Origin of the sequence: Terrabacter sp. C0L_2, assembly GCF_036352015.1 — a bacterium.
Lineage (GTDB): Bacteria > Actinomycetota > Actinomycetes > Actinomycetales > Dermatophilaceae > Terrabacter > Terrabacter tumescens.
Genome location: NZ_CP143557.1, coordinates 1,745,452 through 1,769,934, shown reverse-complemented (window position 1 = coordinate 1,769,934; position 24,483 = coordinate 1,745,452). Strand labels below are relative to the sequence as shown.

At 72.7% G+C, this 24,483-nt stretch carries 23 protein-coding genes; 7 read left to right on the top strand and 16 right to left on the bottom strand.

What is annotated here, in order from left to right; genetic code table 11:
* Window positions 1-143: 143 nt before the first annotated feature.
* The 5 genes from U5C87_RS08255 to U5C87_RS08235 all read right to left on the bottom strand — a co-directional run bounded on the left by U5C87_RS08255 (window position 144) and on the right by U5C87_RS08235 (window position 6,907).
* Window positions 144-2,273: an ABC transporter ATP-binding protein gene (locus U5C87_RS08255; protein WP_330476117.1), complete on the bottom strand. Its 2,130-nt coding sequence runs from the start codon at window positions 2,271-2,273 to the stop codon at window positions 144-146.
* On the bottom strand, window positions 2,273-4,003 hold the full coding sequence (locus U5C87_RS08250) for an ABC transporter ATP-binding protein (RefSeq protein ID WP_330476116.1): 1,731 nt from the start codon (window positions 4,001-4,003) through the stop codon (window positions 2,273-2,275). The genes U5C87_RS08255 and U5C87_RS08250 overlap by 1 nt, the downstream gene beginning before the upstream one ends.
* Before the next feature lie 73 nt (window positions 4,004-4,076).
* Window positions 4,077-4,835, bottom strand: a complete 759-nt coding sequence (locus tag U5C87_RS08245) for a TetR/AcrR family transcriptional regulator (RefSeq protein ID WP_330476115.1) — start codon at window positions 4,833-4,835, stop codon at window positions 4,077-4,079.
* A gap of 87 nt (window positions 4,836-4,922) precedes the next feature.
* Complete coding sequence (locus U5C87_RS08240) at window positions 4,923-6,539, bottom strand: DUF7059 domain-containing protein (RefSeq protein ID WP_443082128.1); 1,617 nt, start codon at window positions 6,537-6,539, stop codon at window positions 4,923-4,925.
* On the bottom strand, window positions 6,536-6,907 hold the full coding sequence (locus tag U5C87_RS08235; RefSeq protein ID WP_330476113.1) for an anti-sigma factor antagonist: 372 nt from the start codon (window positions 6,905-6,907) through the stop codon (window positions 6,536-6,538). The genes U5C87_RS08240 and U5C87_RS08235 overlap by 4 nt, the downstream gene beginning before the upstream one ends.
* A gap of 219 nt (window positions 6,908-7,126) precedes the next feature.
* Between U5C87_RS08235 and U5C87_RS08230 the strand changes: the two genes are divergently transcribed.
* Window positions 7,127-9,439, top strand: a complete 2,313-nt coding sequence (locus U5C87_RS08230) for a DEAD/DEAH box helicase (protein ID WP_330476112.1) — start codon at window positions 7,127-7,129, stop codon at window positions 9,437-9,439.
* 69 nt (window positions 9,440-9,508) lie between these two features.
* On the opposite strand, the gene U5C87_RS08225 is transcribed toward U5C87_RS08230, so the two are convergent.
* Both U5C87_RS08225 and U5C87_RS08220 read right to left on the bottom strand, forming a co-directional pair.
* Window positions 9,509-9,862: an aldo/keto reductase gene (locus U5C87_RS08225; protein ID WP_330476111.1), complete on the bottom strand. Its 354-nt coding sequence runs from the start codon at window positions 9,860-9,862 to the stop codon at window positions 9,509-9,511.
* Between the two features lie 14 nt (window positions 9,863-9,876).
* Window positions 9,877-10,416 carry an aldo/keto reductase gene (locus U5C87_RS08220; protein WP_330476110.1) on the bottom strand — a complete coding sequence of 180 codons (540 nt, stop codon included), beginning with the start codon at window positions 10,414-10,416 and terminating at the stop codon, window positions 9,877-9,879.
* A gap of 223 nt (window positions 10,417-10,639) precedes the next feature.
* Between U5C87_RS08220 and U5C87_RS08215 the strand changes: the two genes are divergently transcribed.
* From U5C87_RS08215 to U5C87_RS08195, 5 genes are all read left to right on the top strand, one after another.
* The gene (locus U5C87_RS08215; protein ID WP_330476109.1) at window positions 10,640-11,677 is read left to right on the top strand and encodes a sulfate ABC transporter substrate-binding protein; all 1,038 of its coding nucleotides are present in this window, start codon (window positions 10,640-10,642) and stop codon (window positions 11,675-11,677) included.
* On the top strand, window positions 11,674-12,657 hold the full coding sequence (cysT, locus tag U5C87_RS08210; protein ID WP_443082108.1) for a sulfate ABC transporter permease subunit CysT: 984 nt from the start codon (window positions 11,674-11,676) through the stop codon (window positions 12,655-12,657). Before U5C87_RS08215 ends, cysT begins: the two co-directional genes overlap by 4 nt.
* Window positions 12,654-13,460 (top strand): sulfate ABC transporter permease subunit CysW, encoded by an 807-nt coding sequence (cysW, locus tag U5C87_RS08205; protein WP_330476107.1) that lies wholly within the window; start codon window positions 12,654-12,656, stop codon window positions 13,458-13,460. The genes cysT and cysW overlap by 4 nt, the downstream gene beginning before the upstream one ends.
* The gene (locus U5C87_RS08200; RefSeq protein WP_330476106.1) at window positions 13,457-14,467 is read left to right on the top strand and encodes a sulfate/molybdate ABC transporter ATP-binding protein; all 1,011 of its coding nucleotides are present in this window, start codon (window positions 13,457-13,459) and stop codon (window positions 14,465-14,467) included. Before cysW ends, U5C87_RS08200 begins: the two co-directional genes overlap by 4 nt.
* Before the next feature lie 292 nt (window positions 14,468-14,759).
* On the top strand, window positions 14,760-15,224 hold the full coding sequence (locus U5C87_RS08195) for an RrF2 family transcriptional regulator (RefSeq protein ID WP_330476105.1): 465 nt from the start codon (window positions 14,760-14,762) through the stop codon (window positions 15,222-15,224).
* Between the two features lie 32 nt (window positions 15,225-15,256).
* On the opposite strand, the gene U5C87_RS08190 is transcribed toward U5C87_RS08195, so the two are convergent.
* The 8 genes from U5C87_RS08190 to U5C87_RS08155 form a co-directional block, all read right to left on the bottom strand.
* Window positions 15,257-15,739: an Rv3654c family TadE-like protein gene (locus tag U5C87_RS08190; RefSeq protein WP_330476104.1), complete on the bottom strand. Its 483-nt coding sequence runs from the start codon at window positions 15,737-15,739 to the stop codon at window positions 15,257-15,259.
* Window positions 15,736-16,080, bottom strand: a complete 345-nt coding sequence (locus tag U5C87_RS08185) for a TadE family type IV pilus minor pilin (protein WP_330476103.1) — start codon at window positions 16,078-16,080, stop codon at window positions 15,736-15,738. Before U5C87_RS08185 ends, U5C87_RS08190 begins: the two co-directional genes overlap by 4 nt.
* A 41-nt stretch (window positions 16,081-16,121) precedes the next feature.
* Window positions 16,122-16,337 carry a DUF4244 domain-containing protein gene (locus tag U5C87_RS08180; RefSeq protein WP_330476102.1) on the bottom strand — a complete coding sequence of 72 codons (216 nt, stop codon included), beginning with the start codon at window positions 16,335-16,337 and terminating at the stop codon, window positions 16,122-16,124.
* A 166-nt stretch (window positions 16,338-16,503) separates the two neighbouring features.
* On the bottom strand, window positions 16,504-17,424 hold the full coding sequence (locus U5C87_RS08175) for a type II secretion system F family protein (RefSeq protein ID WP_330476101.1): 921 nt from the start codon (window positions 17,422-17,424) through the stop codon (window positions 16,504-16,506).
* The gene (locus U5C87_RS08170) at window positions 17,421-17,924 is read right to left on the bottom strand and encodes a type II secretion system F family protein (protein WP_330476100.1); all 504 of its coding nucleotides are present in this window, start codon (window positions 17,922-17,924) and stop codon (window positions 17,421-17,423) included. The genes U5C87_RS08175 and U5C87_RS08170 overlap by 4 nt, the downstream gene beginning before the upstream one ends.
* 515 nt (window positions 17,925-18,439) lie before the next feature.
* Window positions 18,440-19,738: a TadA family conjugal transfer-associated ATPase gene (locus U5C87_RS08165; RefSeq protein ID WP_330476099.1), complete on the bottom strand. Its 1,299-nt coding sequence runs from the start codon at window positions 19,736-19,738 to the stop codon at window positions 18,440-18,442.
* The gene (locus U5C87_RS08160; protein WP_330476098.1) at window positions 19,735-20,616 is read right to left on the bottom strand and encodes a hypothetical protein; all 882 of its coding nucleotides are present in this window, start codon (window positions 20,614-20,616) and stop codon (window positions 19,735-19,737) included. The genes U5C87_RS08165 and U5C87_RS08160 overlap by 4 nt, the downstream gene beginning before the upstream one ends.
* 693 nt (window positions 20,617-21,309) lie before the next feature.
* Complete coding sequence (locus U5C87_RS08155) at window positions 21,310-22,182, bottom strand: hypothetical protein (RefSeq protein WP_330476097.1); 873 nt, start codon at window positions 22,180-22,182, stop codon at window positions 21,310-21,312.
* Window positions 22,183-22,421: 239 nt separating this feature from the next.
* On the opposite strand from U5C87_RS08155, the gene trpS reads away from it, so the two are divergent.
* Window positions 22,422-23,567 (top strand): tryptophan--tRNA ligase, encoded by a 1,146-nt coding sequence (gene trpS, locus U5C87_RS08150; RefSeq protein WP_330476096.1) that lies wholly within the window; start codon window positions 22,422-22,424, stop codon window positions 23,565-23,567.
* Here trpS and U5C87_RS08145 read toward each other — a convergent pair.
* The gene (locus U5C87_RS08145; RefSeq protein ID WP_330476095.1) at window positions 23,561-24,385 is read right to left on the bottom strand and encodes a lysophospholipid acyltransferase family protein; all 825 of its coding nucleotides are present in this window, start codon (window positions 24,383-24,385) and stop codon (window positions 23,561-23,563) included. The two genes, trpS and U5C87_RS08145, sit on opposite strands and share 7 nt — an antisense overlap.
* Between the last annotated feature and the right edge of the window lie 98 nt (window positions 24,386-24,483).

Here is a 24,483-nt window from a genome sequence, read left to right as displayed (position 1 = left end):
GCCCTTGCGGACCGGCCCGCCCCCGAGGGGACGTGGGAACAGAGTCCGGGAGTGCCCTAACCACGCGCTAACAAGCCCTTGGACACGGCAAGAGGCCCCGTCGTCCGCCGGGGACGTCGGGGCCTCTCGCCGTGCAGGTGCGCTCAGTCGACCTTGGGGTCGGCCGGCGTCGCCGAGTCCGGCGTGGGCACACCCGGGCCACCGCCGGGTCCCGGCGCGCCCGCACCGACACCGGCAAGCTCGGGTGTGCCGTCCAGCCCACCGGGAGCGCCCGCCGCGTCGTCGAGGTCAGCTGCGGCACCAGCGAACTGCGCGGCATACAACGTCGCGTAGGCGCCGCCGGTCGCGAGCAGCTCGGTGTGCGAACCCTGCTCGACGATGCGGCCGTCCTCCATGACCAGGATGAGGTCGGCGTCGCGGATCGTCGAGAGGCGGTGCGCGATGACGAAGCTCGTGCGGTCGGACCGGAGCGCCGCCATGGCGTGCTGGACGAGCAGCTCGGTCCGGGTGTCGACCGAGCTCGTCGCTTCGTCGAGGATGAGCAGGGCCGGGTCGGACAGGAACGCGCGGGCGATCGTGACGAGCTGCTTCTCGCCGGCCGAGATGTTGGACGCCTCGTCGTCGAGCACCGTGTCGTAGCCGTCGGGCAGCGAGTGCACGAAGCGGTCGACGTAGGTCGCCTTGGCGGCGGCCACGACCTCCTCGTCCGTGGCACCAGGTCGGCCGTACGCGATGTTGTCGCGGATCGTGCCGCCGAAGAGCCACGTGTCCTGCAGCACCATGCCGATGCGCGAGCGCAGGTCGTGGCGGGTCAGGTCGCGGATGTCGACGCCGTCGAGGGTGATGCGTCCGCCGTCGAGCTCGTAGAACCGCATGATGAGGTTGACGAGCGTCGTCTTGCCGGCGCCCGTGGGTCCGACGATGGCGACGGTCTGGCCCGGTCGCACCGACAGGTCGAGGTCCTCGATGAGCGGCTTGTCGGGCGTGTACGAGAAGGACACGTCCTCGAAGGCGACGGCGCCGTGCGGGTCGTCGATGCGGGCCGGCTCGACGGGGTCGGGCTCCTGCTCGTCGGCGTCGAGCACCTCGAAGACGCGCTCGGCCGACGCGACACCCGACTGCAGCACGTTGGCCATCGACGCAACCTGCGTCAGCGGCTGCGTGAACTGGCGGGAGTACTGGATGAAGGCCTGCACGTCACCGAGGGTCATGGTGCCGGACGCGACGCGGAGGCCGCCGACGACGGCGATGGCGACGTAGTTGAGGTTCCCGACGAACATCATGACCGGCATGATGATGCCGCTGATGAACTGGGCGCCGAACGCGGCCCCGAACAGCTCGTCGTTCTTCGTCCGGAAGTTCTCGCGGGTCTCCTTCTGCCGGCCGTAGACCTTGACGAGGCCGTGGCCGGTGAAGGTCTCCTCGACGATGCCGTTGAGCTCGCCTGTGTTGCGCCACTGCTGGACGAAGAGCTTCTGCGAGCGCTTGGCGATGAGGCTCGTCACGACGATCGAGATCGGAATGGTGACGAGCGCGATGAGGGCGAGCAGCCACGAGATCCAGAACATGATGCCGAGCACCGCGATCACCGTGAGCAGCGAGTTGAGCAGCTGCGAGAGCGTCTGCTGGAGCGACTGGCCGACGTTGTCGATGTCGTTGGTGACGCGGCTCAGCAGCTCGCCGCGCGGCTGGTTGTCGAAGTAGGGCAGCGGCAGCCGGTTGAGCTTGGCCTCGACCTCCTGGCGCAGGTCGTACATCGTGCGCTGGAGCACGCCCTGCAGGATCCAGCCCTGGATCCACATGAGCAGCGAGGCCGCGACGAAGAGCCCGACGACGAGCATGAGCACCCGGCCGACGGCGTCGAAGTCGATGCCCTGGCCGGGGGTGAAGGCGACGTTGCCCAGCAGGTCGGCATACGTCGTCTGTCCCCGCGCGCGCAGGGCGGCGACGACCTGCTCCTTGGTCGTGCCGGGAGGCGCGTTCTGGCCGACCTGGCGGCCGATGACGCCGGCGAAGATGAGGTCGGTCGCCCGGCCGAGGATCTTCGGGCCGATCGAGCTGAGCGCGACGCTCGCGACGGACAGCACGAGGACGAGGACGACCTTCGCGCGGTGCGGGCGCAGCCGACCGATCAGCCGCTTGGCCGACGGGCCGAAGTTGAGCGACTTCTCGCCCGGCTGGCCCATCTGCATGTGGGGCGGACCGCCCCGACGGGCCGGACCGCGGCGGCTCTCCGCGGCCTTCTCCTCGGCCGTCTTGACTCCCTCGGCCATCAGGCCGCCTCCTCCGCGCTGCGCTGGGACTCGACGATCTCCTGGTAGGTCTCGCAGGAGTCGAGGAGCTGGTCGTGCGTGCCCTGGCCGACGACGCGGCCGTCCTCGAGCACGATGATGTGGTCGGCGTCGACGATGGTCGACACTCGCTGGGCCACGATGACGACGGTGCTGCGGGCCGTGGCCGGACGCAGCGCCCGGCGCAACCGCGCGTCGGTCGATAGGTCGAGCGCCGAGAACGAGTCGTCGAAGAGGTAGATGTCAGGCCGCTTGACGATGGCCCGGGCGATGGCGAGGCGCTGGCGCTGGCCGCCGGAGACGTTGGTGCCGCCCTGGGCGATCGCCGCCTCGAGCCCGCCCATGGCCTGGACGAAGTCCTGCCCCTGGGCGATCCGCAGGGCGTCCCACAGCTCCTCGTCGGTCGCCTCGGGGTTGCCGTAGCGCAGGTTGGTCGCCACCGTGCCGCTGAAGAGGTAGGGCTTCTGCGGGACGAGGCCGATCCGGGCCCACAGCTCGTCGAGCTCGAGGTCGCGCACGTCGACCCCGCCGACGCGGACCTTGCCGGCCGAGGCGTCGAAGAGGCGCGGCACGAGACCGAGGAGGGTCGTCTTGCCCGCTCCGGTCGAGCCGATGATCGCCGTCGTGCGACCGGGCTCGGCCCGGAAGCTGACGTCGTGGAGCACGGCCACCTCGGCGCCCGGGTAGTGGAAGTCGACGCCGGCGAGCTCGAGCCCGGCCGACCCGGTGGGCAGGCGCAGGGGCTGCACCGACTCGACGACCGACGACTCGGTGTCGAGCACCTCCTGGATTCGGGTCGCCGAGACCGAGGCACGCGGGATCATCGTCGCCATGAAGGTCGCCATCATGACGGCCATGAGGATCTGCACGAGGTAGGACAGGAACGCCGTCAGCTCGCCGATCTGCATGTCGCCGGAGTCGATGCGGTGCCCGCCGAACCACATGACGGCCACGGTGGACAGGTTGAAGATGAACATGACGATCGGGAAGACGAGCGCCATGAGGCGCCCGACCTGGAGGCCGGCGTTGGTGAGCAGCCCGTTGGCCTCGGCGAACCGGGCCTCCTCGTGCTCCTCGCGGACGAAGGCGCGCACGACGCGGATGCCGGTGATCTGCTCGCGCAGCACGCGGTTGACCCCGTCGAGCGAGGTCTGCATGCGCCCGAACCACGGCACCATCCGCGAGATGACGAGCCCGACGAAGAGGCCGAGCAGGGGCACGGCGACGGCGACGAGCCACGAGAGCCCGACGTCCTCGCGCAGCGCCATGATGATGCCGCCGACCATCATGATCGGCGTCGTCACGAGCAGCGCGAAGCCCATGAAGACGACCATCTGGACCTGCGTGACGTCGTTGGTGTTGCGCGAGATGAGGGTCGGCGCGCCGAAGCGGGTCACCTCCTGCGCGGAGAAGTCGACGACGGTGCCGAAGAGGTTGGCGCGCACGTCGCGCCCCATCCCCATCGCGACGCGGGCCGCGAGGAAGGTCGCGCCCACGGACGCGGCGATCTGCACGAGGCTGACGGCGAGCATGAGGCCGCCGTGGCTGACGATGAAGCCGGTGTCGCCCTTGGCCACGCCCTCGTCGATGATCTCGCCGTTGAGGCTCGGCAGGTAGAGCGATGCCATGGTGCTGACCAGCTGGGCCAGGCAGATGAGCACGATCTGGCCCGAGTAGGGGCGCAGGTGACTGCGGAGCAGTCGGATCAGCATGAGGGTGCCTTTCGGTGCATGGTGTCGCTGGACGACGGTAGGGACTCACGTGGGGTGAGGGTCAACAGGTTTGTCACGGACGCGCCTCCCACTCGCCGCCCAGGTGGCGGGGATCGCCACCGAGCTGGGCGTGGAGCTCGGCGATGGACAGCCCGCTCTCGGTGGGAGGTCGGCGACACACGACCCCGAAGAGCACGGTGTCGACGATCTCCTCGGGCGTCAGCACCCGGCCGTCGGCGATGCCGGGGTGGCTGCCCGAGAAGGTGAGCAGCCGGATGCGGTGGATGACGTCCGTGCCGGGCACGACGAGGTGGTCCTCGTCGTGGATGAGCAGCGCGTGGACGGCGTCGAGCAGCGGCTGGTGGGCGGCCCCGTGCTCCTCCTCGTCGGCGTGCCCGCGCAGGTGGCGCCCCGCCTCGTAGCAGCTCTCGTGCGGGCCGCGGTTGGGCGGCTCGGTGAGGCCGAGGGCGCCCATGAGCCCGAAGACCTCGGTGAAGCGCAGCTGCATGATGCGGGTGAAGTCGACGAGCCGGTCGCGCAGCGAGCCCTCGGGGTCGATGGCCGAGATGCGCCGGCGCACCGGGGCCGGGCAGAACGCCGCCTGCACGGCCTCCTTCTCGAGGACCTCCTTGGTCGGGAACGCCCGGAAGATCGTGCCCTCGGCGACGCCGGCCTCCTGGGCGATCTCGCTCGTCGTCGGCTTGCGGCCCTCCCGGTGGGCGAGCCGCACGAAGACCTCGATGAGGGCGTCGCGCCGGTCGTCGGGGTCCATCGGGGCCGCCCTGCGCTGGGCGGTCCGGGCGGCCTTGCGTCCTTCCACGCGTGTCGACACCCGACCATCATGAATGAGTGAGCACTCACTCACAAGCGGTTTGTGACGACGGCCCGCGTTCCCACGATGACGGGGACACCCGTCGCGTCAGACGAGGAGCCCGTCGGCGACGAGGTCGCGCAGCTGCGGCACCGTCTCGGCCCGCACCTGCGCGGGGTCGAGGTCGAGCAGGGTCGCGATGGCGTCGAGCGCCGCCCGCGCCGTGAGGTCCCCGTCGGCGACGCCGAGGTATGCCGCGAGCAGCGTCCCGGCGCGCACGACGCGTCCCAACCCGCCGCCCTGGCGCACGAGGATGACGGCCGGGTCCTCGGCGCCCGGCCGGCCGTGCCGCTCCTCCGTGACGTCGGGCGCGCACGACCACGCGACGTCGAGGAGGTCGTCGTCGGAGTGCTCCGCCAGCCAGGTGCGTGCGCGCAGGCCCGCGTCGACGGTCGGGCCCATGGGCGCCGCGACCGGGCCGTTGGCCTCGTCGAGCGACCGCCAGACCGGGCGGTCGGTCGCCGGGCGCTGCAGCGTCACGACGCCGAACCCGACCCGCTCGACGTCGCGCGAGGCGAAGTCGCGCAACCACGCTGCATACAGCTGCGAGTGCGGCTCGCTGCCGGGCTGGGCGCCGCCGTCGCGGGCCCACAGCTCGGCGTACTCGGCCGGGTCCTGCGACTCGCGCTGGACCACCCAGGCGTCGAGGGCGACACCGTCACGGGCCTGCTCGTCGAGCCACTCGCCCCAGACCTCGCGCCACGTGCGGCCCGCGGGGACCTCCCAGTTGCCGAGGAACTGCGCGACCCCACCGGGCTCGAGCACGCTGCCGACCTGGCGCACGAGCGACCGCACGAGCGTGTCACCGGCGCGGCCGCCGTCGCGGTACTCGTAGAGCGGCAGGTGCTCGTCGCGCGGCGTGATGACGAACGGCGGGTTGCTCACGACGAGCGAGAACGACTGTCCCTCAACAGGATCCAGCAGGTCTCCGGACAGCAGCTCGACCGGCGGCACCGCGCCGGAGCGCTCGGAGGCGGCGAGCGCGAGGTTGAACGCGGCATACGCCAGCGCCCGCTCGGAGATGTCGGTCGCGACGATGGATCGGGCGTGTCCGGTCAGGTGCAGCGCCTGCACGCCGCACCCCGTGCCGAGGTCGAGCGCGCGCTCGGCCGGCCGGCGCACCGTCCAGGAGGCGAGGGTCGTCGACGCACCGCCGATGCCGAGCACGTGGTCGGGACGCAGGGGGCCGCCGACCGCGAGCTCGGACAGGTCGGAGGCGACCCACCAGTCGTGGGCGTCGTCGCCGTAGGGGCGCAGGTCGCACGTCGCGACGACCTCGCGGTCGGACGTGACCGGGCGGCCCGCGGCGAAGCCGGCCCTACTCGCCCCGAGACGCACGAGACCGAGCGCGACGGCCCCCTCGACCCCGAGGGCCGGCAGCGCGGCGGCCAGAGCGGACGCGGCGACCGGACGGCCGAGGGTGAAGAGGCGAACGAGCACGCCGCACGCGTCCGTGGCGTCGGAGTCGTCGGACGTTGCGGACGTCGCGGACGTCGCGGACGGCTCGGTCGCGAGGAGCGCCGGCAGCGGCTGCTCCCGGTGCAGCGCGGCGGACGCGACGGGACCGAGCCGTTCGGCGACGCCGTCGACGGTGAAGCGGGCCGCCGTCAGGTCCGCGCGGAGCAGCGCGACGAGGGCCTCGTCGACGACGGGCGTGTCGCTCAGGACCCCTCGCCCGGTGCGCTTACGCCGGCCTCGCTCGCCGCGAGCGCGGCGTCGAGGGTGGGGTGGATCTCGAAGACCTTGTCGAGCCCGGTGATGGAGAAGACCTTGAGCACGCGGTCGTCGGTGCCGACGAGCCGCATGGCGCCACCTCGCGTGCGGGTCAGCTTGAGGCGTCCGACGAGGACACCGAGGCCCGTCGAGTCGAGGAACGTCACGTCCGTGAGGTCGACGACGAGCTGCGTCCGGCCGCCCTGGATCTGCTCGTCCAGCTTCTCGCGCACCAGCGGCGCGGTGTAGACGTCGATCTCGCCGCCGAGGTGGACCACGGTCTGGTCGCCATGGTCGGCTCGGGTGATCGAGAGATCCACCTGTGCCCCTTCCTGTGCCCACGCGTGCAAAAGAACGCTTCCGGTTGCTTGCTCGGGGTGCTGCCACGCGACGAGCCGGTCATCTCCTGACGGGACCTGAGGGAGTCCTCGTCAGTCACGTTCCCCTGGTTGACCGACTGCGCAGTAACATGCCCCGCACGTCGGTTACCGTACCCCCACGGCATACGGTTGCTCCACATGAACCGGGAGCCAGCGCCCATGGGACCCGTGCCGGAGGACCTCCTGCGCACGCTCGTCGGCGACCATCCCGAGCGGCTCGTGCACGTGCACGAGGTGCCGGCGCGTCGCGCCGTCCATGCCGAATGGCCGGAGTGGGTCGACCCGACGCTCCTCGGGGCCCTGCTCGCGTCCGGCATCGAGGCGCCGTGGTCGCACCAGGTCGAGGTCGCGGAGGCCGCCCATGCGGGGCGGCACGTCGTCGTCAGCACGGGCACCGCGTCGGGCAAGAGCCTCGGCTACCACCTGCCGATGCTCAGCGACCTCGTCTCCGGGGCGAGCGCGCCCAACGGTCGCGGGGCGACGGCCCTCTACCTCTCCCCCACCAAGGCGCTCGCGGCCGACCAGCTGAGCCGCATCGACCGCCTCGCCCTGCCCGCCGTCCGGCCGGCGACCTACGACGGCGACACCCCCACCGACGAGCGGCGCTGGATCCGCGACCACGCCAACCTCGTGCTGACCAACCCCGACCTGCTGCACCACTCGCTGCTGCCCGGGCACGAGCGGTGGAGCTCGTTCCTGCGCGCGCTGCGCTACGTCGTCGTCGACGAGTGCCACGTCTACAAGGGCGTCTTCGGCGCCCACATGGCCGCCGTGCTGCGCCGCCTGCGCCGCGTGGCCGCGCGCTACCGCTCCGAGCCGACGTTCGTCTTCGCCTCGGCCACCGTGGCCGACCCGCAGGAGCACGCCTCACGCCTCCTGGGTATGCCGGTCGTCCCGGTCACGCAGGACGGCTCTCCTCGGGCGTCGATGACCTTCGCCCTCTGGGAGCCGCCGCTGCTCGTCGACGAGACGGGGCAGCCGCAGCGGGTCAGCACCATCACCGAGACGGGCGAGCTGCTCGCGGGGTGCGTGCGCGAGCAGGTGCAGACGGTGGCGTTCGCGCGGTCGCGCGCCGGCGTCGAGGTCGTGGCCCGCATCGCCCGCGAGCGGGTGTCGGTGACCGACGAGGGACGCATCGCGGCCTACCGGGGCGGGTTCCTGCCCGAGGAGCGCCGCGAGCTGGAGCGGTCGCTGCGCTCGAAGGAGCTGCTCGGCCTCGCGGCCACCAACGCGCTCGAGCTCGGCGTCGACGTCAGCGGGCTCGATGCCGTGCTGCTCGCCGGGTGGCCCGGCACCCTGTCGTCGCTGTGGCAGCAGGCCGGGCGCGCCGGTCGTTCGGGGGCACGCTCGCTCGCGGTGCTCGTCGCCGCGGACGACCCGCTCGACACCTTCGTCGTGCACCACCCCGAGGCGATCTTCGGCCGTGGGATCGAGGCCACCGTCGTCGACCCCGACAACCCCCACGTGCTCGCGCCGCACCTCGCGGCGGCGGCCGCCGAGCTGCCCGTCACCGAGGCCGACGTCGACGTCTTCGGGCCGCAGACGCGGTCGCTGCTCGACGCGCTCGTGGCCCGCGGCATCCTCAAGAAGCGTCCGCGCGGCTGGTTCTGGGGGCGCGAGGACCGGCCCGCCGACCACCTGTCGCTGCGCGGGGCGGGCGAGCCGGTGCGCATCATCGAGACGCGGACCGGGCGGGTCGTCGGCACCGTCGACGACGCCGCCGCACACTCCCAGGTGCACACCGGCGCGGTGCACCTGCACCAGGGCCAGACGTGGGTCATCACCGAGCTCGACCTCGACGACCACGCCGCGTTCGCGGTGCGCGGCGACCCCGGCTGGACGACGCAGGCCCAGTCGGTCAGCGACTTCCAGATCGTCCACGAGGTCGAGCACGAGGACTGGGGGCCGCTGCGCTGCTCGTTCGGGCACGTCAGCGTGCGCCACCAGGTCACCTCGTTCCTGCGCCGGCTGCCCGGCGGCGAGGTGCTCGGCGAGCACCCGCTCGACCTGCCGCCGCGCACCCTCGCCACCAAGGCGGTGTGGTGGACGATGCCGGTCGACGAGCTCGCGGCGGCCGGGGTGGCGGAGGACGGCATACCTGGAGCGGCGCACGCGGCCGAGCACGCCGCGATCGGCATGCTCCCCCTCTTCGCGACGGCGGACCGGTGGGACATCGGCGGGGTCTCGACCGCGCTGCACCCGGACACCGGACTGCCGACGATCCTCATCTACGACGGCCACCCCGGCGGTGCCGGCTTCGCAGAGCGCGGCTACCGACGAATCCGACCGTGGCTCAATGCGACCCGCGAGGCCATCGCGTCGTGCGAGTGCGCGACGGGTTGCCCGTCCTGCATCCAGTCACCGAAATGCGGCAACGGCAACGAGCCGCTCGACAAGGCCGGGGCGGTGGCGCTGCTCGACCTCACGCTGCGCAACGCCGGGCCATGGCTGGTGGGCGCTGACACCGCCTGACTGCTGCGGCTCGCGGCGGCTGAGAGCGGGCGGGCACGTGGGGCGCGCTTCGGGCCCAGTCCGGGCGGCTCAGGCCTGCGCGGCGCTGAGGCGGTCCAGCCGGCTCAGGTCGTCGGCGGTGAGCTGCAGCGAGCCTGCGGCGACATTCTCCTCGAGGTGGCGCAGGTCGCCGGTGCCGGGGATCGCCAGCACGTGGGGGCCCTGCGCGAGCGTCCAGGCGAGCCGGACCTGCGCGGGAGTGGCCCCACGGTCCCGCGCGACCTCGAGCACGACGTCGTGCTCGGCCGACGCGTCGACACCCCGCTCCTTGCCCTCACCGGCGATGGAGAAGTAGGGCACGAAGGCGATCCCGCGCTCGCCGCAGACCCGGAGCACGTCGGCGGCACCGGGCAGCCGGAAGTCGAGGCCGTGTCGGTTCTGCACGCAGACCACGTCGGTCACGGTGAGGCCTCGTCGAGCTGGGCGACGTCGACGTTCGACAGGCCGATGTGCCGCAGGAGGCCGTCGGCGCGCAGCTCGACCAGCGCGCCGACGTGGTCGGCGATCGGCCCTCGTCCGAAGGTGCGCAGGTTGACCACGTCGAGGTGGTCGCGGCCCAGCAGGCGAAGGTTCTCCTCGACCTGGCCGCGCAGCTGCTCGGGTCGGGCCCACGGGAGCCACTCGCCGGAGGGGTCCCGCCCCGGTCCGACCTTGGTGGCGATCACGAGGTCGTCGGGGTAGGGGGCGAGGGCGCTGCGCACCAGCTCGAGCGCCGAGCGCAGCGGCGAGAAGTAGAAGGCCGCGGTGTCGAGGTGGTTGACGCCGAGCTCGAGCGCCCGGCGCAGCACGGCGATCGAGGTGCTCCGGTCGCGTGGCGTCCCGAGGTCGAACGCCGCGGTCCCCGTGAGCCGCATGGTCCCGAAGCCGATCCGGTTGACGGTCAGGTCGCCGAGCTGCCAGGTGCCCGCGGCGTCGGCGGTGAAGGTCTGCGAAGGCATCCCGGGAGTCTGCCACCCACACGGCCCCCTCGCCCGGCACCTGGCGCGTGCGCCATCGACCACACTCTGAGACATAAGCACACGTTATTTGACCGGTAACGTGCCGCTATTCGAAACTCCCATGCAACGGATAGGGAAAGGGCCGCTCGCGGCCACGACCCCACCGGCGCGACGCACCCGCGGCGCGACCCCGATCCGGACGACACCCCTCAGGAGCTCCACCATGCGACGCCCCTCCATCGCCCTCGCCGCCATCGCCGTCACCGCGACGCTCGGCCTGACGGCGTGCGCCGGCGGCGGGGCCAGCGACAGCGTCGCGGCCCCGGGGACGGCAGCCGCCGCCGGGGCGGCGACCAGCACCGTCAACCTCTTCGCGTATGCCGTCCCGAAGGTCGGCTTCGACGTCGTCATCCCGGCCTTCCAGAAGACCGCGGCCGGCAAGGGCGTGCAGTTCCAGCAGAGCTACGGAGCCTCGGGCGACCAGAGCCGCAAGGTGGCCGCGGGAGCCGAGGCCGACTTCGTCAACTTCTCGGTCGAGCCCGACGTCACGCGCCTCGTCGATGCCGGACTCGTCGACCCCAGCTGGAATGCCAACGCCCACAAGGGGATTCCGTTCGGCTCGGTCGTCACGATCGTCGTGCGCAAGGGCAACCCCAAGGGCATCAAGGACTGGGACGACCTGCTCAAGCCGGGCATCGAGGTCGTCACGCCCAACCCGTTCTCGTCCGGCTCGGCCAAGTGGAACCTCCTCGCGCCGTATGCCGCCAAGAGCAACGGCGGCGCCGACAAGGCCGCCGGCCTCGCCTACGTCTCGGCGCTCGTCAAGGACCACGTCAAGGTCCAGCCGAAGTCCGGCCGCGAGGCCACCGAGACCTTCCTTCAGGGCAGCGGCGACGCGCTCCTCAGCTACGAGAACGAGGCGCTCTTCGTCGAGAAGAACGGCGACCCGGTCGAGCACGTGACCCCGCCGACGACGTTCAAGATCGAGAACCCTGCCGCCGTGCTCAAGGGCAGCAAGAGCCTCCAGGCGGCCACGGCGTTCAACGACTACCTCTACACGCCGGAGGCGCAGAAGCTGCTCGCCGAGGCCGGGTTCCGTCCCGTTGACGAGACGGTCGCCCAGGAGTACGCCTCGAAGTTCCCGACGCCGAGCAAGCTCTGGACGATCGCCGACCTCGGCGGCTGGAAGACGGTCGACAGCACGCTCTTCAAGAAGGACGTCGGTGACATCGCCAAGATCTACGACCAGGCGACCCAGTGACGGCCGACACCGACCAGCAGCGCAGGGGCCCGCGTCCGGGGACGGACGCGGCGCCCCTGCCGGCGCGTCCGGACGCGCCCCGGCCTGACGGCATACGACCGGAAGACAGCGGGTCGCTGGATCCGCAGGAGTCGGCACGTCCCGGCGACACCGTGGCGGGCGCACCACCACGTGCCCGGGGCGCGCTGGGCGGGTTGCGTCGACCGCTCGGCGTCGGCGTCGTCACGCTGTGGCTCAGCGTCATCGTGCTGCTGCCGCTGGCGGCCCTGACGGCCGAGGCCTTCGGCGAGGGACTGAGCGGCTTCTGGGCCGCGGTGACCGCACCGACCGCGCTCGCCGCGCTCTGGGTGACCCTCCTGGTCTCTGCAGTCGTGGCCCTCGTCAACGCGGTCCTCGGCACGCTCGTCGCGTGGGTGCTCGTGCGCGACGAGTTCCGCGGCAAGCGCGTCGTCAACGCGCTCATCGACCTGCCGTTCGCGCTGCCGACGATCGTCGCGAGCATCGTGCTGCTCTCGCTCTACGGTCCCAACAGCCCCATCGGCGTCGAGCTCAACGCGACCCGCTGGGGGCTCGTCGTGGCGCTGCTGTTCGTCACGCTGCCATTCGTCGTGCGCTCGGTGCAGCCCGTGCTCATCGAGGCCGACCGCGAGGTCGAGGAGGCGGCCGCGTCGCTCGGGGCGTCGGGGTGGACGACGTTCCGGCGCATCGTGCTGCCGACGCTGGCTCCCGCGATCCTCAGCGGCACCGGGCTGGCCTTCGCCCGCGCCATCGGCGAGTACGGCTCGGTCGTGCTCATCGGCGGCAACATCCCGCGCGAGACGCAAGTGGCCTCGCAGTACATCCAGCAGCAGATCGAGATCGACCGTCCGCTCAACGCGGCCGCCGTCTCCGTGGCACTGCTCGCCATCGCGTTCGTCACGCTGCTCGTGCTCCGAGTCGTGTCGAGCCGCACGCTGCGACGTGAGGAGCGGGACGCATGAGGGTCTCTCGTGGCACGCGCCTGTCGCTCCGGGTCGTCGCGCTCGGCTATCTCTTCGTGCTGCTCGCCGTGCCGATCGGGGTCATCCTCTGGCGCACCTTCGAGCCGGGGCTGTCGGAGTTCGTCGCCTCGATCTCGACGCCGGCCGCGAAGTCGGCGCTCAACCTCTCGCTGCTCATCGTCGCGATCACCGTGCCGGTCAACGTCGTCTTCGGCGTCGCGACGGCGATCGCCCTGGTGCGCGGTCGGTTCCGCGGACGCGGGATGCTCCAGGCGGTGGTCGACCTGCCGTTCGCGGTGTCGCCCATCGTCGTCGGCGTCGCGCTCATCATGCTGTGGGGCGCGGGCGGCTGGTTCGGGGCGGTGGACGCGGCCGGCTTCAAGGTGATCTTCGGGATCCCGGGCATGGTGCTGGCGACGATCTTCGTGACGCTGCCGTTCGTCGTGCGCGAGGTGGAGCCGGTGCTGCACGAGATCGGACTCGACCAGGAGCAGGCCGCCTCGACGCTCGGCGCGAGCGGGTGGCAGACCTTCTGGCGCATCACGCTGCCGGCGATCCGGTGGGGCCTGACCTACGGCGTCGTGCTGACGGTCGCCCGGGCCCTCGGCGAGTTCGGCGCGGTCATCATGGTCAGCTCGGGCTTCCCCGGGGTCTCGCAGACGCTGACGCTCCTCGTCCACTCGCGCTACATCGACGACCACAACACCTACGGCGCGTATGCCGCCGCCACCCTCCTCATGGGCATCGCGCTCGTCGTGCTGCTGCTCATGACCGTGCTCGACCGCAAGAGGAGCGACCGATGATCACCGTGACCAGCGCCCGGAAGAACTACGGCTCCTTCGCCGCCCTCGACGACGTGAGCATCGACATCCCGAGCGGATCGCTGACCGCGCTGCTGGGGCCGAGCGGCTCGGGCAAGTCGACGCTGCTGCGCTCCATCGCCGGCCTCGAGGGGCTCGACTCGGGCACCGTGACGATCGAGGGCCGCGACGTGACGCACCAGCCGCCGCAGCGACGTGGGATCGGCTTCGTCTTCCAGCACTACGCCGCGTTCAAGCACATGACGGTCCGCGACAACGTCGCCTTCGGGCTGACGATCCGCAAACGGCCCAAGGCCGAGGCGGCCAAGAAGGTCGACGAGCTGCTCGAGATCGTGGGGCTCGAGGGCTTCCAGCACCGCTACCCCGCGCAGCTGTCGGGCGGTCAGCGCCAGCGCATGGCCCTGGCCCGCGCGCTGGCCGTGGACCCGCAGGTGCTGCTCCTCGACGAGCCGTTCGGCGCCCTCGACGCGAAGGTGCGCACCGACCTGCGCCAGTGGTTGCGACGGCTGCACGACGAGGTGCACGTGACGACGGTGCTCGTCACCCACGACCAGGAGGAGGCGCTCGACGTCGCCGACCGGATCGCCGTGCTCAACAAGGGCCGCATCGAGCAGGTCGGCGACCCGGTCACCCTCTACGAGCGGCCCGCCAACGACTTCGTCATGGGCTTCCTGGGCTCGGTGGCGAGGCTCGGCGGGCAGCTCGTGCGCCCGCACGACATCGTCCTCGATCGGGACCGCGCGACGGCGCTCGCGCTCGACGCCAAGGTCGCGGACTCCCCCGGTGTCATCGACGCGGTCGTGGAGCGCGTCGTGCCCCTGGGCTTCGAGGTGCGGGTCGACCTGCGGGCCGACTCGGGCGAGCGCTTCGCCGCGCAGATCACCCGCCGCGACGCCGCGCAGCTGCAGCTGCGCGAGGGCGAGACGGTCCACGCGCGCGCCGTCGCACGCTCGAGCGTCGTCGACGTCGACCCGGCGCTCGCGATCTGATCTCACCCAGTCCAAGCCGGGTACGTCCGGATGAGACCGGGCTCCCATCCGGACGCGCAACGGCCTAACGTATGCCGTGAAGCTCCCTTCGTCGCCACGCGACAGGGTGGGTGGCTCGGGACACCGAGTGAAATGAGGCGGCGAGGGGACGACACCTCGCCGCCTCAGTCACACCCCGCCCCTTCCCGTCGAGTGCCCAGCTCTCCACGTCGTGAACTGGGCACTCGACATGGCAAAGGACGGGACCCGATGTCTGGCGCGTGCAGCACGTCCGGTGCGGCAGACTGCACGCGTGGACATCTCGGCACGAGTCGACTACGCGGTCCGCGCGATGCTCATCCTCGCCGAGGCCGACGCGCAGGGCTCGGGACCGATCAGCATCGACAGCCTCGCGACCCGGCAGGAGCTGCCGCGCAAGTTCCTCGAGGCCATCTTCGCGGACCTGCGCCGCAGCAACCTCGTGCTGAGCCGTCGCGGCGCCCGCGGTGGCTACGTCCTCGGCCGGCCGCGCGGCGAGATCAGCGTGGGCGACATCTTCCGTGCCGTCGACGGCCCGCTCGCCGAGGTGCGAGGTCTGCGCCCGCACGAGACGGAGTACCACGGCGTCGCGACCCACCTGCCGAGCCTCTGGGTGGCGGTCCGCGCGAGCCTGCGCGAGGTGCTCGACGAGACCTCGATCGAGGACCTCCGCACCGGCGATCTGCCCGACCGCGTCCGTCAGCTCCTCACGGCGCCGGACGCCTGGCAGAACCGCTGACCGTAAAGGCCGCTCGCCGCTGACGGGCCATCTCACTGTGTCGCGACCGACTCGGGCCCGGCTCGCGCCCGGGCGACAGCCGGGTCGGGCCACAAGGCGGAGCTCACGGCCACGGACAGGTCGACGACCGAGCCGTCCGACGAGCAGCTTTGTGCCGCAGCGCCATTGGCCACGGCAACCTGTCGCGCGGCTGCGCACGCGCCCGAGGGCGACGCCCCGTCCTGGACCGCCGAAGCCCCTGCGAGCGATCCGAGATCAGCAGCGAGACGGGCCCGTTGGCTGGCAATGAGCACCGACGCGATGACAAGAGCGCCCACGGTGAGTGACAGGACGACTCCGATGAGGGACAGCACCATGACGCTCGCGGCCCCGGACTCCGCGCTGGACTCCGCGCCGGACTCCGCGCCGGACGCCGGGCTGGACTCCGGGTTGAACTCCGGGCGCAGCTCTGCGCCGGTCGTCGTCGTGGGGCTGGCCGGTGCCGGCAGTCGCGGCGCCCGAGCCGGCCGCCTCACGGGGCCGACTCCACCGGGGTCACTGCTGAGGCACTCAGCTCCCAGCCGGGCAGGGCACCCCATCCGCCGGTGCGTACCGAGACCGTGACCCGCACTCCCCCACCCGCGTCACCGCCTCCGGATGCCGAACCCTCGACCCGGACGTTCGCGCCGGCCGGTGCCGACGCGGAGGCGAGCGCCCGCACCCGGGCCGGATCGTCCCCGCGCGCAGCGGCCCGGCTCGCCACTCGCGCGGCGTCGACGCACCGGATCTGGTCGACTCCCGCCTTGGCTGCCACGAGGCACAGAGCCAGGACGAGCACGACGGACGGGATGGCGACGGCGAGCTCCGCCGTCACCATCCCGCGCTCGGCGCCGGGTGAGGACCGAGCACGTCGTGACCTCACCCCGCGATCCCCAACGCGCTCTGGACGATGCCGGCCAAGGCGCTGCGCACCGCATCGGACTTCACGACCCCGAGCAGGACGAGGGCGAAGGTGCAGGCGGCCATGATGCCCACGGCGTACTCCGCGGTGGTCATCCCCCGGTCTCTGCGCGGGATCGAGGTCGTCAGACGCGTGAACTGACGAGTCAGTCTGTGGCTCAGTCGGTCGGTCATGGGCTTCTCCTTCTCCTGTCCGGGCCGTGGTGCCCGAGACGCTTTTTGGGGGGGCCTCGCACGTCGAGGCATGACGAGATCGGCGCCCGGCCTCGCGGTCGAGGTGCGCCGGGCCGGCGGGCCAGGTGGGCAGCGGCTCTGCGGGTGCGCCAGCCGCGACGCCGGTTCAGCCGGTCAGCAGGTCACCGGCCAGGGCGATGACGAGCGGCGCGACCGTCGTGAGGCAGAAGGCCGGCAGGAGCACGAGGCCGAGAGGCGCGACGAGTCGCACGCCGACCTTGGCTGCGGACACCTCTAGTCGCTCGAGCTCGGCGGCGCGCAGGTCGTCGGACGCGGCGAGCAGCATCGCCCCGGGCGGCACGCCGGCCTGGTGGGCGATGGCGACGGCACGCGCGGCAGGCGCCCACACCCGCCCGACCGAGGCCCAGGCTTCCGGTTCCGCGGCTCCCCAGCGCAGGGCCGTCGCGACCTGGCGCAGGTCGGCCGACGCCCGCCCGGTCAGGCCCGCAGCGACTGCCTCGAGGACGTCCCACGTGGGCAGGCCCGAGCGGTAGGTCAGGGCCAGCAGCGCCAGGGCCGACGACACCTGCGCGTCGTCCGCATCGCCATGGTCCGTGCCTTGACGGCGTCCCAGTCGGCGCAGTCCTCGGAGGGGCGGGGTGTGCCCTCCGGGCGCGGTCCCCTCACTCGCCCCTGCCGCGCCGCCCGTCACGTCCGCGGCGTCGAGCCCGGTGTCGAGCCCGGTGTCGAGCCCGGTGGCGGGCGGCTGCCGGTCCGGAGTGTCAGCGTCAGGGCGACCTCCGAGCAGGACGAGGACCGCTGCAGCCGCGAGACCCGCGGCCACGAGGCCGAGAGTCACCGGTCCGTGCAGCGACTGGGCCAGCCAGGTCACATCGGTCAGGCTGGTCGTCCCGGCGAGGACGGTCAGGACCGGTGCGTCGGTCATGACGGTCGGGCCGGGCACCTCGGCGAGGACGGCCAGGCCGGGCACCTCGGCAAGGGCGGTCGGGCCACGCACCTCGGTAGGGACGGCCAGGACGGGCGGCTCGGTAAGGAGGGCCAGGCCGGGCACCTCGGTGAGGCTCACGGTCGCACCGCCCGCCGGACCATACGGGTGCACCAGACCCGACCCAGCCACACGAGGGCGAGGCCGAGCGCGGCGCAGCCGGTGGCGATCGGTGACCCGAGGTAGAGCCCGACCGGGTCGATGCCGCAGGCCAGCCCGAACAAGGGACCGGTAAGAGGGAGCAGCGTGAGGACGGTGACCGTTGCGCGAGGTCCCGCAACGGCAACGGCGACCTTGCCGCGGCGGGCTCTCGCGTCGAGCAGGCCGCGGACCGCGCGGTCGACCGCCGAGGCCAATGGCGCACCGGTGGTCTCGGAGAGACGCCAGGCCGCAGCCACGAGGCTGAGCTCCGCCGACGCGCTGCGCTCGGCCCACGCCGCCCAGATCGGCGAGATCGGTTCCGCTCGGTCGCTCGCGTCGAGGAGGGCGCCGACGAGCCGGTCGATGTCGGCACGTGGTGGGGAGCCGGCCCCAGCCCCGGCCGCGGGGAGTGCCTCGTCCGTCGTGTCGACGTCGTCCATAACCGGCGTGGAACGCGAGGGCTTTTGCGGCATCGAGCCGGCGGCCGCCCTGCGTGACGGCCGCCACGAGACTCTGCGAGACGAGGTCCGGTCGCTGCGTCGGGAGCGCCGGTGCCTCGACTCCCGAGCGGCGCGCACACGGTCGGCGCCGAGGGTCGAGGTCGCCGCCAGCTCGATGGCACGCGTCGGAGTCAGACCAGCACCGAGCGCAGGGCCAATGCCTCGCAGCAGGTCGAGGACGTCGTCGATGAGGTCTGCGGGTCGTCGGCGCAGTCGCCACTGGCGGTAGAGGTCGATGGGGTCCTGCTGCCAGAGGCTCGGGGCCGCGTCGCCGGAGGCGAGGCCAGTGTCGGCGCCCGCCCCACGCCTTGCTCCGTGGCCGGCTGACGCGCACGGTGCCAGGACATCCTCCGCCCGGAGTCCGGCGACGGAGGATCGTGTCGACGCCCGTCCCGGCCACAGCACGACGGCAAGACCGAGGAGCACCGCGGACAGCACGCCGGCGGCGCCGACGTTCACGACGCGCTCCGTGCCGGCCGGACCGGCTGCATCGGCGACGAGTCCGGGCTGCCGGGGCCACCCAGCGCCGACGTCCTCGGAGTCGACTCCGACGCAGGTCCCTCCGACACCGAGGGCTGCGCGTGCAACCCGAGCCGTGCTGCGAGCGCCGGCCATCCGGCGCCGGACCGAGGTGGGTGACCGGGCCCGTCCCACTCGAGGGCCGGGACGATGCACGGATCGCCGTCGCGACGGAACAGCGCCGCCACCGAGGCGACGCGTCGCAGCCCGTGGTCGCGGGTGACGTGGACGACGACGTCGATCGCCGCGGCCAGCTGTGATCGGACGGCCTCGGGCGTCAGCCCGGCCAGCGCGCCAAGCGCCTCGAAGCGCGCCACCACGTCGGCCGGGGCGTTGGCGTGCACCGTGCCGCACCCTCCCTCATGGCCGGTGTTGAGGGCAGCCAGCAGCTCTCGCACCTCGGCGCCACGGACCTCGCCCACGACGATGCGGTCGGGGCGCATGCGCAGGGCCTGCCGCACGAGCGTCGTCAGGGTGACCTCGCCGGCCCCCTCGACGTTGGCCGGTCGGGCCTCGAGCCGGACGAGGTGCGGGTGGTCGACGCTCAGCTCGCGGACGTCCTCGACGACGAGCAGCCGTTCGACGGGGTCGATGCAGCCGAGTAGCGCGGCGAGGAGTGTCGTCTTGCCCGCACCCGTGCCGCCGGAGACGACGAATGCGAGCCGCCGCGACACCAGTGCCCGGAGGACGGTCTCCCACTCGGGCGGGAGCATGTCCCGGGCGCACAGCTCCGACAGGCTCACCGGCTCGCTCGGTGGCACGCGGATGGTGATGTGGGGCCCGCCGTCGACGAGGGGCGGCAGCATCGCGTGCAGGCGAGCGCCGGACGGGAGCTGCCCGTCGACCCAGGGACTCGCCTCGTCGAGGCGGCGACCGGCGATACCGGCCAGCCGGACCGCCAGTCCGCGGGCGTCGTCGGGGTCGAGGCGCTCGCCCACCGGCTCCATGCCGTGACCGCGGTCGACCCAGATGCGGCCGTCGCCGTTGACGGCGACGTCGGTGACTCCCTGCTCGGCGAGCCAGGGGTCGAGGGGTCCGGCGCCGAGCACTCTCGACGCCAGGGCTGATCGTGTCTCGGCCACACGGCGAGCCCCGAGGGCGCCTCGCTCCTGCTCGGCCACGGCGCCGACGGCGGTGCCGTCGGGCCCGACGCCCGCCCGGACGCGCTGCCACACGGCGGGGCTCAGGGAGCCACGGGACGACCGGCTGTCACCCGGAACCGGTTCGGCGCTCATGCGGCGACCGCCTGGTCGGTGAGCCGCAGGAGCAGCTCGTCCGCTGCACGCACCACGTCGCCGCGTCCGTGCAAGCCGGGCGGCAGCCCCTCGGCCACGTCCGCGACGACGCGCCGGTCGTCCCCGACCGTGGCCACGAGGGGGACGTCGAGCTCGTCCATGACGAGGTCCTCGAGGTCGGCCTCGATGCGACGGCCACGGAGCACGACCCACGGCTCGATCGGGAGCAACGGCTCGGCCTCCCACGGTCTCCTCGCGTCGCGCAGGCGGTGCAGCAGACCGCGCACGCCGGACACCACCGCCGACGCGGCCGCGAGCTGGGGCACCTGCGTGCCGACCACCACCACGACCGCGTCGACGAGGAGCGCGACGGCGTCGAGCACGGCCGGGTCGCGCGGCAGGTCGAGCACGGTCAGGGCATGCGCGTCGGCGAGCCCGGCCACGACGTCCGGCAGCGTCTCGAGCCACCCGTCGACGCCGCCGCGCCCATCGACTTCGTCGACCCCGTAGCCCCCGTAGCCCGCGTAGCCCGCGTCCCCTCCGACGACCGCAGCGCCCGCAGCGCCCATAGGTAGGCCCGCAGACAGCCCCCAGCCCCCGTTGCGCCTGCCTGAGAGCACCGGCACGCCGCACGACACGGGCAGCTCGTCGGCGAGGCCCAGGCCGTGGACGACGCCCGACACGTCGGAGAGCTCGGGCCAGCGCCAGCCCGGCTCCTGCTCCAGTCCGAACACGACGTCCAGGCACCCGGCGAGCGGGTCGAGGTCGACGGCCACGACGCTGCGGCCTGCGGCGCACGCACGGACGGCGACCGCGGCGGCCAGGGTCGAGGACCCGACCCCACCGGAGGCGGGCACGAAGGCGATGACGTTTCCCATGCGCCCACCGTCGCCGACCCGCGAGGCCGCGCCCACCGGCATACGACCAGCGGTGGACAGACGGCCTCGCCGCCGAGGAGGTGTGGACAACCCCCGCCCCGCACGCAATGAAGGAGCACGAAACAGCCCGGAAAAGAGTGGTGGCCCTCGTCCGGGGGAAGACGAAGGCCACCTCACGAGACTGGCGCCGGGGGGGAGGAGCCAGATCGCGTTGGTGCTCGACCCCTGAGGGGAGCACCACCAACAATGTTGGGCCTTCGGACCCCGGATTGCAAACCGAGATGTCCCGACACGCGGTGATTTCTCGCGCTATGTCACGACACGGGAAATTCGTTCAGATCGGGCCGCGCGACGGGAGAATTTCGCATACAGGGCGGAGGCCCCCCGACCGTCGGTCGGGGGGCCTCCAGAGAAGTTCCGGGCTACCAGGCGTGCATTCTCGAAGTGTCGCCCCGGTTGTGCGCCCGGGGGTGGACTGTTCAAAGTGAACTGCTTCGCGTGGGTACTCGGCCTCTTCTCGAGACTTCTGTCCTACGTGGATCCGGATCTACGCCTCTCGGCGATGTGGTTCCTGACTCCGTTCTACTCCAGACCGTCGGCGTGGCGACACCCCCCACCTGCCCCGCCGACCAAGAAACTGTCCACCCCCGTGGACATCCCGCACGAATCGGCGCATCCGACACCCGGCAGGGCTCAGGTGAGGCGGCCCGCCCGCACGGCGTCGCTGATCCGCCCACCCTCGGCGGCCCCCTGCACCATCGCCTGGCCCGCCTGGGAGAGCCACAGACCGACGCCTGCGGCGCCACCGCTCGCGTATGCCGTGAGCGCACCGAGGTAGGCCGGCCCGCCGTTGCCGACGTGGCCGGCTTCCGGGACGGCGACGCCGGTGGGGTCGAGCCCCAGTGCCTGGACGAGCGCCCGCTCCATGGCTCGCGCGACGAGTCCGTTGCCGTGGACGAAGGGGCGGACGGCCGCGATCTCGGCGTGGACGAGGGCCGCGACGACGGCGGCCGGGACCCGGTTGCTGCCGGCGGCGGCGACGATGACGTCGGACAGGGCGCCGAGGCGGGCAGCGACGACAGTGGGCGCGGGAGCAGGCCCGAGGTCGACGAGCTCGGTGCAGTCCTCGTCGCCGATCCTGGGGCGTCCGAGGGCGTCGCCGGTGACGACGGGCGAGGCGGCCGCGACATGGAGCCGTGCCAGGGCCTGGAGCGGCGCGGTCCGCACGAGGGAGACGACCCGCTCGCTCTCTGCCGTGGCTGCGACGGCGCCCTTGAGCGTGCGGAGGCCGGGGTCGAGGTCCTCGGGCCAGTCACGGGCGCCGCTCATCAGCTCCCGGACCACGTCGACGGGGAACTCGGCGCCGTCGAGGGCCGCGCTCGCCTGCGCGCCCCGGACCCGCGACTCGGCGGCGGCCTCCGGGATGCGCCGGCGCAGCGCCTCGTGAAAGCGCAGCTGCGTGCAGGCCTCGCGGGCGGCTTCGGCGCGCTCGCGCACGTCGGGCAGCTCGGTGAGGGCGGCGAGCTGGTCGAGGAGGGCGGTCTGGGCGGGAGTCGCGTCGGGCACCGGCCCAGCGTAGGAGCGTCCGCGAGCGCCGACGACGGATCGACAGCCGCGGAGGGCGTGAGTACCCTCACTGACATGAGTTCGAACCTCGCACCGACCCGCGCGTGGTGGCTGCCCAGCTGAGGCGGCCCGTCGAACCAACCCGAGATCCGGAGCCGCCCACGGGCGGCTCCTTGCATGTGTCCTGACGACGGGACGCGGCACCAGGTCTCCCGTGGGCCCCCACCACAGGAGAGAGCATGTCCACCGTCACGACCACCGAACCGCCCGTCCCGACCGACCCGTCCTCCTCGGCAGGTCCCGCCGGCGACGCGGAGGAGAGCGCCACGTATGCCGTGTCGCGAGACCGCAGCGCCGTGCTCGACGCGCTCATCGACGAGCACGCGAGCGAGGACCCGACGCGCTTCCGCATGCTGACCGGCGACCGACCGACGGGCCCGCTGCACATCGGGCACTACCTCGCCAGCCTGCGCAACCGGGCCCGGCTGCAGGACAAGGGAGTCGAGACGTTCGTCGTCATCGCCGACTACCAGGTGATCACCGACCGCGACTCGGTCGGTGAGATCGGGGCGAACGTCCACGGCCTCGTCCTGGACTACCTCGCCGCCGGTCTCGACCCCGCCCGGACGACGATCTTCACGCACAGCGCCGTCCCTGCCCTCAACCAGCTGATGCTGCCCTTCCTGTCGCTCGTCACCGATGCGGAGCTGCGGCGCAACCCGACGGTCAAGGACGAGCTCGCGCTCTCGGGCGGCCGGCCGCTGTCGGGCCTGCTGCTGACCTATCCGGTGCACCAGGCGGCCGACATCCTCTTCTGCCACAGCCGGATCGTGCCGGTCGGCCGCGACCAGCTGCCGCACCTCGAGCTGACCCGTGCCATCGCCCGACGCTTCAACACGAGGTATGCCGCGGGGCAGAGCGTGTTCCCCGAGCCCGAGGCCCTGCTGAGCGAGGTTCCCCTGCTGCTCGGGACCGACGGCACGAAGATGAGCAAGAGCAAGGGCAACGTCATCAACCTGCGCGACACGGCCGACGAGACGGCGGCCCGCATCCGGGCCGCGCGCACCGACTCCGAGCGGCGGATCACCTTCGACCCCAATGGCCGTCCCGCCGTCGCGAACCTGCTCACCATCGCCGGGCTGCTGCTGGACGAGTCGCCGGAGGCGGTTGCGGACCGCATCGGCGACGGCGGTGCCCAAGGCCTCAAGCGCGTGGTCACGGAGGCGGTCAACGAGACCCTGGCGGAGCACCGGGCGCGGCGGGCCGACCTCGCCCGGGACCCGGCCTACGTCACCTCGGTGCTGCACGAGGGCAACGCGCGCGCCTGCGAGGTGGCCGACCGGACCCTCGCGACGGTGCGGGCGGTGATGGGGATGAGCTACTGAGCAGACCGGTCCGCGAGGCAGGGGCGGCGGGCACGAGAACGCTTGCGGGAGCGACTGATCCGCGCCTCGGCCGCGAGGTCCGCCTTGCGCATGCCCTCCTCGTCGAGCCGCAGGCCCTCCTCACGCCCCGGAGCCGTGCCGCCCCGCGATGCCGGCAACCACCAGCGGTCGGCATCGTCGCGGGGACGGTCGGGGTGGGTCTCGATCGCCTCGTCGAGGAGGGTCTCTAGCCGTGCCCTGAGCTGCTCGGTCACGGCATACGGGTCGGCGTCCGGAGCTGGGCGCAACGGCTCGCCGACGAGGATGGTGACGGCAGTCCCGCGGCGCAGGCTGAAGCGGCCGCCGACGGTGAGGATGCGCTGGCTGCCCCAGACCGCCACGGGCACGAGGGGGACGTCGCACCACGCCGCGACCGCCGCGGCGCCGGGTCGGAACGGTCGCAGCTCCCACGAGTGCGAGATCGTCGCCTCGGGGAAGACACCGACGACCTCGCCCGCGCTCGCCCGGGCGACCGCCTGGCGCAGCGCGACCTCACCGTGCGCCCGGTCGACGGGGACGTGGCCCATGGCTCGCATCGCCGGGCCGACGACGGGTGGGTGGAAGACGCCCTGCTTGGCGAGGAAGCGCACGAAGCGGCCCCGCTCGCGGCCGACGAGCCCGACGAAGAGGAAGTCGAGGAAGCCGACGTGGTTGCCGGCGAGCACCGCTCCCCCGTGGGTCGGCAGGTGCTCGGCGCCGCGCACGTCGAGGCGCAGCCCGAGCCCGGCGAAGACGCCGCGGGCGGCACGGACGACGAGGCGGTAGGTCCGGTCGGTCACACCCCATCTTCGTCACGCCGGCCCCGCCCGGATGGGCCGACACACCCGCACCCTGCACTCGAGTGGCCCCGCCGTCCCAGCCGTCTCAGACACCGGGG